Origin of the sequence: Variovorax sp. LjRoot175 (genome assembly GCF_964253805.1) — a bacterium.
Classification (GTDB): Bacteria; Pseudomonadota; Gammaproteobacteria; order Burkholderiales; family Burkholderiaceae_C; genus Variovorax.
In genome coordinates, this window is sequence record NZ_CAXURY020000003.1 from 438,359 (window position 1) to 452,367 (window position 14,009).

A 14,009-nucleotide genomic window follows, 5' to 3' on the forward strand; every position below is an offset into this window, starting at 1 on the left:
CGCTGAGCTCCACATAAATTCCGGTCACAGCGATCTTAGGAACTCCATGATGTGCGGCTGGGAATGCCACGGCTTGCTTGGCTTCTGCGCCGCAGAGATCTCGCACTTCGCAAGCGCTCGCGCCTTGCCCTCGAGGTCGATTTCGGCGTAGACGTTGGTCGTGTCGAGTGATGCATGTCCGAGCCAGGCTCGCACGGTATTGATGTCGACGCCCGCATTGAGCAGATGCGAGGCCGTGGAGTGGCGAATGGAGTGCGGGCTGATTCTCTTCGTCGCGAGAGAGGGCATGAGGTCCTTGGCTCTCGCAGCGGTGCGCTCGACCAATGCGTGAACGCCGAACCGCGTCGTCGGCTGGCCACACCGGTTGAGGAAGACGTGCTCCTGCCGGGAGCGTTCGCCCACGAGCGCGCGTAACTCCCGCACCGTCGCTGGCCACAGTGGGCATTGGCGGCGTTTACGCCCCTTGCCGAGAATGTCCACGCTCGCCTGATCAAGATGCAGGTCCCCGACGATCAGCTCCGATGCCTCGCTGGCGCGCGCCCCCGTGTTGTAGAGGAATAGGAGCAGCGCGTAGTCTCGACGGCCTTGTTCCGTGCGCCGGTTCGGACAGGCCAGCAGCGCGTCGATTTCCGCCTTGCCGAGGTATGACACTGCGGCATGGGTCCCCTTCTTGTAGGGCACGCAGCGAACCTGTGCACACCAGGCGATGTGTTCGGGGCTGTGTTCACCGACGAATCGGGCCAAGGCGTGAATGGCCGCCAGGCGCTGATTGCGCGTGGCGATACCACAGCCTCGGTGAGTCTCGACGTCACTGAGGAACTCCCGCACCAACTGCGGCGACACATCGACCACCGCCAGTCGATCCACGGCCTTATGCAGGCGCCCCGACACGAAGGGCAGCAGCTGGCACATCGTGTCTCGGTAGCTGAGCTGCGTGTTCGCAGCCAGATTGCGCTCGCTGACCAGGTGCTCCAGCAGGAATCGGCGAATCCACGGACCCAGCGTGCTGGTCTCACGCATGGCTGGTCTCCCCGAGGAAGAATTGCTCGAAGCGCGCGCTGGCCTGCTGCAGCAACTCGGGGGTCATGCTCAGATAGCACTGCGTGCCGCTGATGTGCACGTGGCCCAGGTACGTCGCCAACTGAGGCAGCATGCGCTGCACGTCGACTCCTTCGCGATACCACCGCACAAGACGCGTCACGGCCGCCGTATGGCGTAGGTCATGCAAGCGGGGTTGGTATCGAGCGCCATCATGTCGACACACCTTGGCCTGCGATCGCATCTGACTGAAGGCTTGCTCGGCGCCCGACCGCGAGACTCGATCACCTCGAGATGTCAGCAGGAATGGCGCGTCGGGATCCAGCGGCGAACGCTTGTAACGCCGCTTCACGTGCTCGCGCAAGACCTGCGTCAGGTCGGTGCCTATGGGCACGAGTCGTGTCTTGTAGAACTTGGACCCGCGCACGTGAAGGACACAATCGTCCAAGTCGACGTCGGCCAGGTTCAGGTTCAGCGCTTCGCTGATGCGCAGTCCTGTTGCGTACAGCAACAGGAGCAGAGTTCGGCTGGTGGGCGCATCGATTCTGCGGTGAGCACGGCCAGCGGCTGCCTGCAGGAGTCGCCTGATCTCATCCTCCGAATAAATGTAGGGAGTAAACGTCTGGGGACACCTCGGCTCTGAGGTGGGCAGCGGCACGCTGGAGACGTACCCGCGGGCGAGACAGAAGCGGTAGAAGCCGGTAAGGGTTCCGAACTTGCAGTGCCAGGACCGCGTCATCGGCCCGTTGCCATCAAGGAAGGCGCGCACCGACGTCGGCCCGATCCGGTCGACTTCGATGCCTCCCATACTCTTGCTGAATGCCTTCAGCATGCGCGCCTGGGTCACGAAGCGCATCCCCAGAGATTGCTTGTAGCCCACGTAGGTCGCGACGGCTTGCTCGGTCTTCATAGCAGTCCCTCCAGACTGAACTCGGCAACCTGACGCAGGCCAGCAAGATCCACCTTGGCGTAGGTGCGCGTGGCGGAGGAACTGCGGTGGCCGAGATGATCGCCAATCTGCTTGAGGGACAGGCCTTCGGCCACAAGGTGAGCTGCACAGGCATGGCGCAAAGCGTGAGGTCCCAGTCGGGGACAGCGGATCTCCAGCGCCTGAATGCGTGGCGCCACCGCGTAGCGCAGGCTATGTGGCGCTAGCGGCCCTAACGGTGCTCTGAGCGTCAAGAACAGCTTGCGCGATGCGCACCGCGGTCGCACCTCGCGCACATAGCGAAGGATCGCATTGCCGACCTCAGTGGCCAGCGGGTAATCGTGCTTGCAGCGCTGCTTGGGACGTGTGACGTGAAGGATGTCGCGCTCCCAGTCGATGTCATCCAAAGTTAGCGCGACGACCTCACTGCTCCGCAGGCCATAGACTCCAAGGAGCATCAGGACGGCTCGGTCGCGGATATCCCTGGGTCGATCCGTGTCGGTGCTCGCGATCAGCCGCTGAACGTCGTCCCAACACGGACCGGCAGGCAGCGCCTCTTGCCTGAACAGGCGTGGGCCCTCGATCCCGGCGACAAAGCTCTTTGCGCAACGACCCGTTGCGGCCATGTGCGCGTAGAAGGACCGCAATGCAGTGGCTGCTGTCGCGATGGACGCCCGGCACCACCCCCGTGCACCCCGCATCGACAGGAACGCATCCACATGCTCCAAGGTAGCCATGTTGGCGCCACTGTGTTGGTCATCGAGCCACGTCAGAAATGCCCGAACATGCCAGCAGCGGTTGTTGACAGTCTTCGGCGACAGGCCACGCTCTCGCTGCATGTGCAGCGCAAACTCGTCCACGAAATCAGTGCCCGCCCCCGGCTTCGAAGACGGTAACTGCAGACGCCCCATGAATCGTAGCCAGTCGGTGGCCACTTGCACGAATCTCTGGCGCCTATCGGGTGAGATGCTGCGGCCGCGTCGTCGGTGATGCCGGACCCAACGATCGGCAACCGAGGCGACCTCCTCGGGCGCCACGCTCCTCGTACCGCTGACGTCTAGGCGCTGCGCGACGACCAGGAGCTCGCTGGCCAGGTTGGCAACCGAGTCCCTCGTCGCACCGGACGCGGCGAAGTGTGCAACAAAGCAGTCTCGCTCCTCGGCTGCCGGTCCATCGAGGTGCCGGGCCAGAACGCGCGAATACCGAAACAGAGTCTCGAGCATGATCGGATCCCCTTGTGAACTGAGGGGACCCGACGCTACGCCGCCGTTGAATTTATGTGGTGCTCAGCGACCGGCCTCCCGAGGGGGATGCCGCCGGGCGCCACATATGAACCGACACCACATTAGGGATGAAAGCTCATATTGGCGTGGATGCCACCTCGGGCATGGTCCACACGGTGGTGGGCACCGCAGCCAATGTGAGTGACATCAACGTCGCCGGCGCGTTGCTGCATGGCGAGGAGCATGCTGCCTTCGGAGATGCGGGCTACCAGGGCGTGCACAACCGCACAGAGGCTTCTGGGCCGACCTGGCATGTAGCGATGCGTCCGGGCAAGCGCAGGATGCTCAACCCGTTCATCGAGCCAGAGTTCGTGGCCGAGCGTGTGGAGAAGATGAAGGCCAGCATTCGAGCCAAGGTCGAGCACCCGTTCCGGGTCATCAAGCAGCAGTTCGGCTTCACAAAGGTGCGCTACCGAGGGCTGGCCAAGAACACGGCGCAGATCGTCACGCTGTTCGCGCTGTCGAACCTGTGGATGGCCCGACGGCGTTTGATCGGAATCGAGGGGTGAGTGCGTCTGCGAGGCCCGAATCGGGCTCGCTGCCTCCGCGAGGGCTACGCCGCATAGCAAACCGATGCCAAGTCTGCTCCATCGAGATGTTCGGATGCATTGGCATCGACCTATTCATTCAATCGTGAGCACAGCGCGTGTTCTGCAGACCGTCCCTAGACTCGGCACCGCCGATTCCACGAAGAAGAGGTCCTCCGCGATGCCCATGACGTTGTCGGCAATGCCGATGACGAAGTCGCGGCCGAAAGCAGCGTGCAGCGTGCCTAGGAAAACAGTAATGCGCTCGACGTCGGCAAACCATCTACCGGGCTCTTGCCCGACGTCAGGAAGCGCGAGGTTAGGCCGAGGTCCCGCGACGGCAGGTCCCCGGCACGAAGGCCATCGTCTGTGCCTCGCCGGTTGACTACGAGTGGAGCAGCGACCCGCCAGTCGCCTTCCCTAGCATAGGCGTCCTAGCGGTTTTCCAAAGAATCGGCGATTTCGTGGAGGTCGGCGCCATCAACGTAGGCGAACAGCGTGTGTTTGGACATAGAGGTGAATGTCATCATTTGTCTGTCTCCTTCAGTTGATATGCCCCTTGACGGCGAGGGCTGCCGTCGGGCCGCGCGGCCTCGATGCATGTCCTCAGCACCTTGCTGTCGCCGAGTTGGTTGGCCAGCAAGAGTACGAGCTTGGCATTGACGAGCTGTGACTCATGGTCCGACAACCCGGCATGGGCGTCGAGCAAGAGTTCGTAGAAGCCATCCGGGTCCAGGATGCTCGGTTGGGTATTCATGCGACAAGCCCTTCATGCAAGCCCAGGGCGCGCTCCACCGCCGGCACCGGATCGTCCTCCATGCACTGTGCCACGGCGGCCAGGTATGCGTCCGGGCGCAGCAAGGCCCAGGGGCAGGCTGCCGGAACGCCGCACGCGAGGCGCAGCTGATCTTCGACTTGGTGCACACGATCCTGCGCCGGGACCGGTCCGGTCGTGCCCGGCACGTCCACACATCGTACCGGCCGCCCTGCCAGCCGATCGCGCAGCCGGGCACGGTCCCGCGGTCCACCAAACATCAGCAGAACAAGCCTCGCGTCGGCTCGCAGCAGATCGTTGAGCAGGCCGTGGCTGCCGTCGCCCAGCGTCACCGCCACGTTCTGGACAGAACGGCCACCACCGACGCCGCACGCACTGGAGCGCGTGTACGCGTTGGCCACCGCCATGCGCCCGGTGTTGACGAACGGGCGCGCGAACGGATGCTGGCGTGCCAGTTCCAGTACAGCGGTGCGCAACAGCCGCTCGATGCCGTCGCGCGGACGCATGAAGCGCGCCGTGCGGTCGGTAACGCGGATGTTCTCGCGTGCCGCCTCGTGGCGTTCTGCGTGGTAGCTGTCGAGCAGCGCCGGCCGCGCATCCCCCTTGAGCACCGCGGCCAGCTTCCAGGCCAGGTTGTCGGCGTCAGCGATGCCGCTGTTGCCGCCGCGCGCGCCGAAGGGGCTGACCACCTTGGCCGCGTCGCCGATGAAGAACAGCCTGCCGTGGCGCATCGCGTCCACACACTCGCTGCGGTAGGCATAGGGGCCAACCCAGATCACCTCCACCGCGCGCTCGGGGCCGAAGTGCTGCGCCAGCCGCTCACGCACAGCGTCTTCCCGGCCGACGGCCCGGGGATCCGAATCGGGCGCCATCTGGTAGTCGATGCGCCAGACGCCATCGGCCATCAGGTGCTGCCAGACCGCGCGCCCATCGTTGAAGGGGGCCTCCACCCAGGTATGGCGCTCCAGGGGCGGCGGATCAGTGAAGCGCACGTCGGCGATGCACCAGCGATCGTCCCCTTTCTTGCTCGTGACGGAGGCCCCGGCCCAGTCGCGAAACAGGCTGCGCGAGCCGGTAGCGTCGATGACGTAGCTGGCCTCCAGCTGGTAGTTGCCCGCCGGCGTCTCGACCGTCAGGCGCGCGCCCTCCGGCCCCTGCTCGAAAGCCGTAACCCGGTTGCGCCAGCGCAGATCGACCCTGCCCAGTTCGTGCAGGCGCTCGACCAGGTAGCCTTCGATGTAGAACTGCTGGATGTTGATGAAAGGCGGCTGGTTGGAGATCTCGAAGCCGCTCTGGCGCTGCAGGTCGAAGGCGTATACCTCGTCGTCGCCGCAGTAGGTGCGGCCTACGCTCCACTCCACGCCCTTGCGCGCGATGCGCTCGTAGATGCCCAGGCGCTGGTAGATCTCCAGGGATTTCTGCGTGTAGCAGATGCCGCGCGAGGACGCGCCTTTGACGCCGACGGTGTTGTCCTCGTCAAGCAGTACCGCCGCAATGCCTAGCCGTGCGAGGCAGCAGGCCAGCGTCAGGCCGGCCAGTCCACCGCCGACGATGGCGATGTCATGCCGCGGGCTGCCTGCGCCGGTCAGCTCGGGTGGCGGAGCGAACGGATATTCCGGCAGCGTGTAGCCGCTGCCCTCCGTGAATTCATAGCCGTTGGGGTACGCGCACGGCGCGTAGGGTGTGCCTGTCGGATTCATGATGTGATGTGATCGCTCGTCAGGTCAGGCCAGGGCATTCCAGAGCTCCCTGTCCTTTTCGTTAGTCCAGATCTGCGGATGCTCGATGCCGCGCAGTTCGTCCCAGGCGCGCGCGACGTCGAAGGGCATTACGTGGCGATACACCGGCCAGTGGCCGAAACGCGGCGTGAGCTGCTGGTCGGCCAGGAGGTAGCAGCCCTTGAGGTCCAGCCCTTGAGCGAGTCCCTGGCGCACGATGGTCAGTAGCGTGACGAGGAAGTCCTTGTGAGTGTCGATCGCGTCGCTGATCTCCTTGAGCGTGCGCATCGGGCTGCCGCGCCCCGGAACGAGCACCTTGGGACGGAAGGCCCGCAGACGCTCCAGGGTCTGCAGCCATTCGGTCAAATAGGCGTCGCCGCAATAGATGCCGCAGCGGTTCTCGATGAGGTCGCCGCCGAACATGACGCCAGCGCCCGGCACCCAGCAGACTGCGTCGCCGGCGGAGTGCCCCTTGCCCAGATGCATGAGCCGCACCTCGTGGTTGCCCAGGTCCAGTACTAGCTCTTCCTTGAAGCCGATGTGCGGCCTGGTCAGGCCAGGGATGTCCGACACGTCGGGAAACAGCCTCGGCATGCGCGCGCGCTCGGATTCGTAGTCGGCGAGCCCGCGCTCGGCTATCAGGTCGCGCGTTCCTTGGCTGGTGATGATGGTCGCGCCTTCGAAGGCGGACGCGCCCATCACGCGCACCGCGTGGTAGTGCGTGAGGAACACATAGCGCACCGGCTTGTCGGTGATCTTGCGCAGCTCGGCGAGCCAGCGCCGGGCCAGGGTCGGCGTGGCGGTCGTGTCGACAGCCAGCACGCAGTCGCGGCCGACAACGAATCCGCAGTTCGGGTCCGAGTTGCTGATGTAGCCGTAGACATCGGAGCCGAGTTCCACGACTTGCGGGCGTTGCTCGGCGGTATCGGCGGTAGAAGCGAAGGGTGTGCTCATGGCAATGGTTCTTGCGAATGGGGTTGGGTGGATGGATTTCAGGTGGTTCAGTAGGGGAGTGCCGGTGTGACCATGCCCCGGCACTCGCCGAAGCCAATGGGCACGAAGCCGGGCGCGCAAGCGCGCGCCGTGAACACGATCTCGTCGCCATCCTCCAGCCAGCCGCGCTGCTGGCCGTCCGGCAGGGTCAAGGGCAGGGCGCCAGCGCTCGTCAGCTCCGTCATGCAGGCCCGGCTGTTGTCGTCCGGGCCCGAGATGGTCCCGGTGCCGACGAGATCGCCGGTCTCGAGCTGGCAGCCGTTGCTGCTGTGATGGGCGATCAGTTGGCCGGGCGTCCAGTACAGGTGGTGCAGGTGCGTTCGGGTGACGACTGCGGGGCCCATGCCGGATTCGCGCATGCGGCGCGTGGACAGGCTGGCTTGCAGCGCGATGCTCCAGCTGCCCAGTTCGTGATCGAGCGCCGAGTCGAGGTAGGGCAGGAGCGGCGGATGCGCCGGCGCGCGCAAGGGCGCTGCCACCCGGAACGGCTCGAGCGCTTCGCGTGTCACGATCCACGGCGAAATCGAGGTGATGAAATTCTTGCCGAGGAAGGGCCCGAGCATCTGCTCCCACCACTGCACGCTCTTGGAGGACCAGTCGTTGAGCAGGCAGGTACCGAAGATGTGCTCGCGGGCCTCGTCCAGGCGGATCGGGACGCCGCGGTCGTTGCCCCTGCCTACGAACAGACCCATCTCGAGCTCGAAATCCAGCGCCTGCACCGGCCCGAACACGACGCGGCCGTCGCCGCCTTTCCATTGGCCATGGGGCCGCTGCACCGGTGTGCCGCTCGTCACGATGGTCGACGCGCGGCCATGATAGGCCACCGGCACCCAGCGGTACGCTTCCGGCACTGGAACGGCCAGGCCCTTGAGTCGCCCGTTACGTTCCGTGTGATGTTCCGAGGCCAGGAAGTCGGTGTAGCCGCGAATGGGGCAGGGCAAGTGCATGGTGACCTGCGCCGCCGGCCGCAGGATGGCGTCGGCATGGCGTCTTGCCTGCGTGCCCGGCACCCCCTCGTCGCACAGCAGGTCCGACAATGCGGCACGCAGCGCGGACATCGCAGACGCAGGCCCGGCCATTAGCGCCGGCAATCCCCTGCTGGTTGCCGCCTGCGCGGCGTCGGCGGCCAGACCCGTCAGCAACCCGCGTGCCTGCACCTCGCACAGGTCGAGAACGCTGTCACCAATGGCGACCCCCACGCGGGGCACGCCGCCGGAAGTGGCGAAGCTGCCGAAAGGCAGGTTCTGCAGTGGAAAGTCGTTGTCCGGCGCGTTGGCCGATTCGACCCAACTGCGGCGCAGCGGATCGTGCGTGCGGTCGATCTGCTTCATGCCTGCTTCTCCCGCGTCCAATCCTCCAGCTGGGCGTGGGCCTCCCGTTCGTATCGCGCAAGCTGGGCCGGTGTTGCCGTCACGGCCGTCAGTTCCAGCCGCAGCCCGTTCGGATCGAAGAAGTAGATCGACTGCACGAAGCCGTGGTCCGTAGGGCCCAGCACCTCGATGCCGTGGGCCTGCAGGCGCGCCTTCATCGCCTGCAGGGCTTGCAGCGAATCGAGGCGCAATGCGATGTGCTGGACCCAGGCAGGCGTATTGGGCGAGGGCTGCGCCGCCGTGCCATCGCCCAGATCGAAGAAGGCGAAGCAAGAGCCGTCCGTGAACCGGAAGAACAAGTGCACGTAGGGGCACAGTTCGCCCGTGCTCGGCACGGTGTCCGATCGGATGACGTGGGCCAGCGGCAGCCCGAGCAGGTCTTCGTAGAAGTGTCGGGTCTCTTCGGCGTCGCGGCAGCGCGCGGCGTAATGGTGCAGTCCATGGATGGCTGGGCAGTGGCTCATGTGCGGAGGGTCCTGTGCGAACTGGTGTGTCGCTGGCGCAGAAGTGTCGGCGTCCTCTGCGCGTGCGTCTGCCCCCTTGCAATGGGGACAGCGCCGCCGATCAAGTCGTCAGGCAGTCTCACCTGCCTGTGCGCGGCATGGCTGATGCCGTGCTTGGGGCGAAATCGCTCTATGCCTCGTGCCACTGCGCGACCAGCGCGCGCTGGTTGGGCAGCCCGAGCTTGGCCAGCGCGCGCTTCTTGTAGGTGATCACGCTGCTCGGCTCAATGTCGCAGGCTCTGGCGATGTCCTTGGCGGCAAGGCCCCCGACGATGCCAGCGCAGACTTGCCGTTCGCGCAGGCTGAGTGTCGGGAAACGCTCGGCCAGTCGTTCTTCCAGCGCTGCCGGCGCGCAGCCGTGAGCCTGCGGCTGCGCGGCCGCAAGATCGACGTGTCGGCCGACGAGCGCCATGAGCACGTCGGCACTCGAAGTGAAACGCCGGAGTTCGCCGGGTCCGAAGCATCCGTGCACCGCGCGGCGGTACGCACTGAAGAGGAACAGCCGCCCGCCGACGGCACCGAGGACCGAGATCCGGTCGACCAGTTGCGGCTGCTCGTAGCACACGGCACGGTACCAGGCGTGCGGGATCTGGTTCCAGGCTTGCTGGCACGCCACCGTGCCCGAGCCTGCGCGATGGGCCTGCACCAGCTGGTTCAAGCCCGGATCGCTCTGCCAGTAATCCGTGGCATAGCGGACACCGGCGCGCTGCGCGAAGCTGCCGCCGAGTTCGGCGACCGCCGACGAGAGCCGGTAATGCGGCCTGCAATCCCCGTCGATGGAGAAGGCCGACACCAAGTCGGCACCGACGACGGCACCGACGACTTCGAGCAGGGCATCCGCGAACGCCGGCCGGCCCAGCGCGAGGATCGGCCTGACAAGCAGGCCGGCAAGCTGGGCGCCGTCATCGGCATGTGCATTGCTGCTGAGGATCATGGGCTCGTCCCTTCGTCCTCCCATGATAGAGCGCTACATGTCCCCAGCGGAAGGGGACAGACACGGCAGCTGCCGCCGAGGACACTGGGCGCCCCGAAGGAGACAGCCCATGAACCGTACCCGTTTGAGCCGCCGCGACCTCCTGGCTTGGACAGCCTGCGCCGTCGCCGCCGAAACCGCGCCCGTCCTGGCACAGGACAACAAGCTGATCGAATGGGTGGTCGGCGCCGCGCCGGGCGGTGGCTCGGACGTGGTGGCCCGCACTTTTGCCGAGCCGATGGCCAAGAGCCTCGGCCGGCAGATCGTGGTGGTCAACAAACCGGGCGCGGGCACCAATTTGGCGGCCGACTACGTCGCCAAGGCGCGCGACGTGGAACACGTGCTGCTGACGGCCGATTTCGCCGCCCTCGCGGTGAACCCGTGGCTGTACAGCAAGCTGCCATACAACGCCCAGAAGGACCTGGCGAACGTCGGCATGCTGGTGCGCTTTCCGCTGGTCGTCGTCGTGTCCACGCAGCACCCGGCCCGCACCTTCCCGGACCTGCTGTCGTGGATCCGGTCGCAGGGCGGGCCCGTGGCCTTCGCCTCCCCCGGTGCCGGCACGCCCCACCATCTCGTCACCGAGCAGCTGCTGCGCAGCCTGGGCGTGCAGGCGACGCATGTGCCGTACCGCGGCGCGGCGCCGGCGGTGCAAGATGTCGTCGGCGGCCTAGTGCCTTTCATGCTGGTGGATTCGGCCAGCGGCATGCCGATGATCAGCGGCGGCAAGCTGCGCGCGCTGGCCGTCTCAACCGCCGCGCGGATGAAGACCTTGCCGGACGTGCCCACGCTGCAGGAACAAGGCCTCAAGGGCTTCGAAGGGTTCGCGTGGCAGGGGCTGGCCGTGCCCATGGCCGCCCCCAAATCCCACGTGGCCCGCGTGAGCAGCGCGCTGCTGGAGGCTTTCAACAACACCCTGGTCGAGGGGCGCCTGCAGGCCTTGGGCGTGGAGCCCTTGCCCGGCACGCCGGCCGAGATGGACCGTTTCGTCAAGGCCGAGCGCGAGCGCTGGGGCGCCGTGGTCCGCGCCCTGCAACTCAAGCTGGACTGAGGCATGAAGACACCTTTGATCCTGGTTTCCGGAATGCTGTGCGACGCGACCGTCTGGGAGCCGACCGCGGCGCTGCTGCACGACGCGGCAGACATTCGTGTCATGACTTTGGGCAGCATCGATTCCGTTGGAGCGATGGCCGACAAGGTGCTGGCCACGGCGCCTGCGCAGTTCGCCCTCGCGGGGCATTCGCTCGGGGGACGTGTGGCATTGGAAGTGGTTCGCCGCGCGCCGCAGCGCGTGCGCCTGCTCGGCCTGTTCGGCACTGCCTACAAGGCACGCGCGCCGGGCGAAGCAGGGCAGTCTGAGATTGCAACGCGGGAAGCGATGGTCGCGCGCGCCGAAGCCGAGGGGCTGGTCGCCTTCGCCCCACAGTGGGTGGCCCGCATGGTGCACCCGCGCTGGGCGACCGAGGCCGGCAAGCTGCAGCCGCTGACCGCCATGGTTGCCCGCCAATCACTCGAAGCCGTGCGCGCGCAGGTGCGCATGGGCCTGTCCCGGCCCGACTTTTCGTCGCTGTTGCCGGGCATCGCCTGTCCCACGCTGGTGCTGGCGGCCAGGGGCGATGCGGCGATGCCTCTGCCGCCGCACGAGGAAATGGCTGCGGCCATTCCCGCCGCGCATCTGGCCGTTGTCGAAGATTCGGGGCACCTGATGACCTTCGAGCAGCCGCAAGCATGCGCCGCGGCGATCCATCCCTGGTTGGCCGGATTTTCCCGGATTGCAACCTGACCGCACTTCCATGCCGCACATCATCATTGAGGCCACGGCGTCGGCCACTTCCCTCGTCGATCCGCAGACGCTGACCCGTACCTTGCACGAAGCCGCCTGTGGGATCGACGGCTATCCGAAACCCGGCGTGCGCACCCGCTTGCACGTGCTGGAGCACTTCCGCCTCGCGGACGGCAGCCCCGACGCGGGCTTCGTGCACGTCAATATCCGTATTGGCACGGGCTTCTCCACCGAGGCGCGTCGCGCCTCGGCCGCGGCGCTCGCGAACGAACTCTCCGCGCTTTTCGCTCCTCATCTCGCCAACACGCCGATCGCGCTGTCCGTCGAAGTGACCGAACTCGACGTCACCACCCGCGTGAACCGCAGCAACGTCGCTCAGGTCTTGGCCGCGCGGACGGCTGGTGCTTGATCGATGGGCGTCGTCTTCCTCGGCATCATGAGCCATGCACCCGGGCTGACCGGGCGCATCGGGCAAGCGCCCGCAGCGGACCGCGAGGCGGTCTTCGAAGGATTCGCGCAAATGCGTGCCCGGTTGGAAGCCGCCCGCCCCGATCTGCTGGTGGTGGTCGCCGCCGAGCACTTCGCCAATTTCTTCATGGACAACATGCCCGCCTATGCATTGGGCATGGCCGATCGCTATGAAGGACCGATCGAGGACGAGCAGTGGCTGCGCATACCGCGTACCGTGGTACCCGGCAACGCGGCCGCATCCCGCGCAATCATCCAGCACCTGATCCACGAGGTGGACCTGGCGTATTGCGAGGAGTGGAAGTTCGACCACGGAATCATGGTGCCCCTGCACTACCTCACGCCTGACTACGACGTCCCGATCGTGCCGGTCAACATCAACTGCCAGCAGCCGCCGTTCACGCCGCTGGCGCGCGCCTGGGCTTTCGGGCAGGCCCTGCGGCGCGCCGGCCACGCGCTGCCGCAGCGCGTGGCCTTGCTGGGGACGGGCGGCATCTCGCACTGGCCTGGTTCCACGCAAATGGGGCGCATCAACGAGGACTTCGACCGGGAGTTTCTGCGGCGCTGGACCTGCAACGACCGCGATGCGCTCCTCGCCTATGCGGACGAGGAAGTGCTGCGCGAAGCTGGCCATGGCGGCATCGAGATCAGGACACTCGTGGCCATCGCGGCTGCTGCGGGTGGCGGCAGTCCTGGTGAACTTCTCTTCTATCACGGCACCCCGGCGTTCTCGATCGGCTCCTGCGCGGCGGTGATGCCGGTGCTGCCCACCGGGCCCGCGCGTGCATTTTCTCGGGAGGGGGGCCATGTCGCTGTACCAGATCCAGAAGCTCCTGTATGACCTGAACAGGACTGCTTCCCTGCAGGAGCGGTTCAGAGCCGACAGGCAGGCGGTGCTGCAGGATCGCGCGCTGACCGAGGAGGAACGCGATGCCTTCGCGCGCGCCGACCTGGGCCTGCTCTACGTGCTGGGCGCCCATCCTTCGCTGCTGATTCACTTCGCCGGGATCGTGGGGGTCCCGCTGGTCGAGCACCGCCGACACCTGATCGACGGGCTGGAGCGCTACGGTCCAGTGCGGGAGGGCATCCTGGCGCCGCCCGGATGACGCACCATGCGCGAGACGCTGGCCGACATCGCAAGCGGCGAGCTGCGGCTGTCCGGTTCCGGCGTGAGCTTCGAGGAGTACAAGAACCTGGTCGGCCTGCCCACGTGGTCCCGGATCGAGGATCACTATGTTTGACGAAGAAGAGAAGGAGCGCATATGCTGTTCGTGATTCATGCGCTCGACCGGCCAGGTGCGCTGCCGGTGCGGCTGGCGAACTACGACGCCCACAAGGCCTATCTCACCGCCATTGAGGGCGAGGGCGTGAAGACCTTGATGTCCGGGCCGTTGGTGGAGGACGACGGGCAGACCATGAAGGGATCGCTGTTCGTTGTCGACGTGGCCGACCGCGCGGCCGCGGAGTCCTACCACAACGACGACCCGTTCTTCACGGCCGGTGTCTGGCAGCAGGCGACCATCACTGCCTATGTCAAACGTGTCGGCTAGAACAACAGTACGGCGAACGGAAGCAGGTCTATCTCCCAGTCAATGTGGTTAATCGGAACGCAGATCTCTCACTGCATACTCCCTGGGAGTACGGCAACAC

16 protein-coding genes and 1 pseudogene are annotated in these 14,009 nt (G+C 66.1%); 8 read left to right on the forward strand and 9 right to left on the reverse strand.

Going from position 1 to position 14,009, the window contains the following annotated elements; all coding sequences use genetic code 11:
- Nucleotides 1-24: 24 nt before the first annotated feature.
- From ACSQ89_RS39935 to ACSQ89_RS39945, 3 genes are read right to left on the reverse strand one after another with little or no spacing between them, the layout of a single operon-like run.
- Nucleotides 25-1,020, reverse strand: coding sequence for a tyrosine-type recombinase/integrase (locus tag ACSQ89_RS39935; protein ID WP_436296947.1), 996 nt, complete (start codon nucleotides 1,018-1,020; stop codon nucleotides 25-27).
- Nucleotides 1,013-1,948 carry a tyrosine-type recombinase/integrase gene (locus ACSQ89_RS39940; RefSeq protein ID WP_436296948.1) on the reverse strand — a complete coding sequence of 312 codons (936 nt, stop codon included), beginning with the start codon at nucleotides 1,946-1,948 and terminating at the stop codon, nucleotides 1,013-1,015. Before ACSQ89_RS39940 ends, ACSQ89_RS39935 begins: the two co-directional genes overlap by 8 nt.
- Nucleotides 1,945-3,189 (reverse strand): tyrosine-type recombinase/integrase, encoded by a 1,245-nt coding sequence (locus ACSQ89_RS39945; RefSeq protein WP_436296949.1) that lies wholly within the window; start codon nucleotides 3,187-3,189, stop codon nucleotides 1,945-1,947. Before ACSQ89_RS39945 ends, ACSQ89_RS39940 begins: the two co-directional genes overlap by 4 nt.
- Before the next feature lie 125 nt (nucleotides 3,190-3,314).
- On the opposite strand from ACSQ89_RS39945, the pseudogene ACSQ89_RS39950 reads away from it, so the two are divergent.
- Nucleotides 3,315-3,758 (forward strand): annotated as a pseudogene (locus ACSQ89_RS39950) (IS5 family transposase); the annotation flags it as partial.
- A 544-nt stretch (nucleotides 3,759-4,302) separates the two neighbouring features.
- Here ACSQ89_RS39950 and ACSQ89_RS39955 read toward each other — a convergent pair.
- The 6 genes from ACSQ89_RS39955 to ACSQ89_RS39980 all read right to left on the reverse strand — a co-directional run bounded on the left by ACSQ89_RS39955 (nucleotide 4,303) and on the right by ACSQ89_RS39980 (nucleotide 10,069).
- Nucleotides 4,303-4,533, reverse strand: a complete 231-nt coding sequence (locus ACSQ89_RS39955; protein ID WP_436297664.1) for a DUF2783 domain-containing protein — start codon at nucleotides 4,531-4,533, stop codon at nucleotides 4,303-4,305.
- Nucleotides 4,530-6,251: an FAD-dependent oxidoreductase gene (locus ACSQ89_RS39960; protein WP_436297665.1), complete on the reverse strand. Its 1,722-nt coding sequence runs from the start codon at nucleotides 6,249-6,251 to the stop codon at nucleotides 4,530-4,532. Before ACSQ89_RS39960 ends, ACSQ89_RS39955 begins: the two co-directional genes overlap by 4 nt.
- 24 nt (nucleotides 6,252-6,275) lie before the next feature.
- Nucleotides 6,276-7,223 (reverse strand): MBL fold metallo-hydrolase, encoded by a 948-nt coding sequence (locus ACSQ89_RS39965; protein ID WP_436297666.1) that lies wholly within the window; start codon nucleotides 7,221-7,223, stop codon nucleotides 6,276-6,278.
- A 47-nt stretch (nucleotides 7,224-7,270) separates the two neighbouring features.
- Nucleotides 7,271-8,593, reverse strand: a complete 1,323-nt coding sequence (gene fahA / locus ACSQ89_RS39970; RefSeq protein ID WP_436297667.1) for a fumarylacetoacetase — start codon at nucleotides 8,591-8,593, stop codon at nucleotides 7,271-7,273.
- A complete protein-coding gene (locus ACSQ89_RS39975) occupies nucleotides 8,590-9,096 on the reverse strand; it encodes a VOC family protein (RefSeq protein ID WP_436297668.1) in 507 nt (168 codons plus the stop codon). Before ACSQ89_RS39975 ends, fahA begins: the two co-directional genes overlap by 4 nt.
- Nucleotides 9,097-9,265: 169 nt before the next feature.
- Entirely contained in the window at nucleotides 9,266-10,069 is an 804-nt protein-coding gene (locus ACSQ89_RS39980; RefSeq protein ID WP_436297669.1) for a helix-turn-helix transcriptional regulator, read from the reverse strand.
- A gap of 109 nt (nucleotides 10,070-10,178) precedes the next feature.
- Here ACSQ89_RS39980 and ACSQ89_RS39985 point away from each other — a divergent pair, with 109 nt between their 5' ends.
- From ACSQ89_RS39985 to ACSQ89_RS40015, 7 genes are read left to right on the forward strand one after another with little or no spacing between them, the layout of a single operon-like run.
- Entirely contained in the window at nucleotides 10,179-11,159 is a 981-nt protein-coding gene (locus ACSQ89_RS39985) for a Bug family tripartite tricarboxylate transporter substrate binding protein (RefSeq protein WP_436297670.1), read from the forward strand.
- 3 nt (nucleotides 11,160-11,162) lie between these two features.
- Entirely contained in the window at nucleotides 11,163-11,891 is a 729-nt protein-coding gene (locus ACSQ89_RS39990; RefSeq protein WP_436297671.1) for an alpha/beta fold hydrolase, read from the forward strand.
- A gap of 10 nt (nucleotides 11,892-11,901) precedes the next feature.
- Nucleotides 11,902-12,300, forward strand: a complete 399-nt coding sequence (locus ACSQ89_RS39995) for a 5-carboxymethyl-2-hydroxymuconate Delta-isomerase (protein ID WP_436297672.1) — start codon at nucleotides 11,902-11,904, stop codon at nucleotides 12,298-12,300.
- 3 nt (nucleotides 12,301-12,303) lie between these two features.
- Complete coding sequence (locus ACSQ89_RS40000; protein ID WP_436297673.1) at nucleotides 12,304-13,200, forward strand: extradiol ring-cleavage dioxygenase; 897 nt, start codon at nucleotides 12,304-12,306, stop codon at nucleotides 13,198-13,200.
- Nucleotides 13,166-13,465 carry an aromatic ring-opening dioxygenase subunit LigA gene (locus tag ACSQ89_RS40005; protein WP_436297674.1) on the forward strand — a complete coding sequence of 100 codons (300 nt, stop codon included), beginning with the start codon at nucleotides 13,166-13,168 and terminating at the stop codon, nucleotides 13,463-13,465. Before ACSQ89_RS40000 ends, ACSQ89_RS40005 begins: the two co-directional genes overlap by 35 nt.
- A gap of 6 nt (nucleotides 13,466-13,471) precedes the next feature.
- Nucleotides 13,472-13,600: a hypothetical protein gene (locus ACSQ89_RS40010; protein ID WP_436297675.1), complete on the forward strand. Its 129-nt coding sequence runs from the start codon at nucleotides 13,472-13,474 to the stop codon at nucleotides 13,598-13,600.
- A gap of 21 nt (nucleotides 13,601-13,621) precedes the next feature.
- The gene (locus ACSQ89_RS40015) at nucleotides 13,622-13,909 is read left to right on the forward strand and encodes a YciI family protein (protein WP_436297676.1); all 288 of its coding nucleotides are present in this window, start codon (nucleotides 13,622-13,624) and stop codon (nucleotides 13,907-13,909) included.
- Nucleotides 13,910-14,009: the final 100 nt, after the last annotated feature.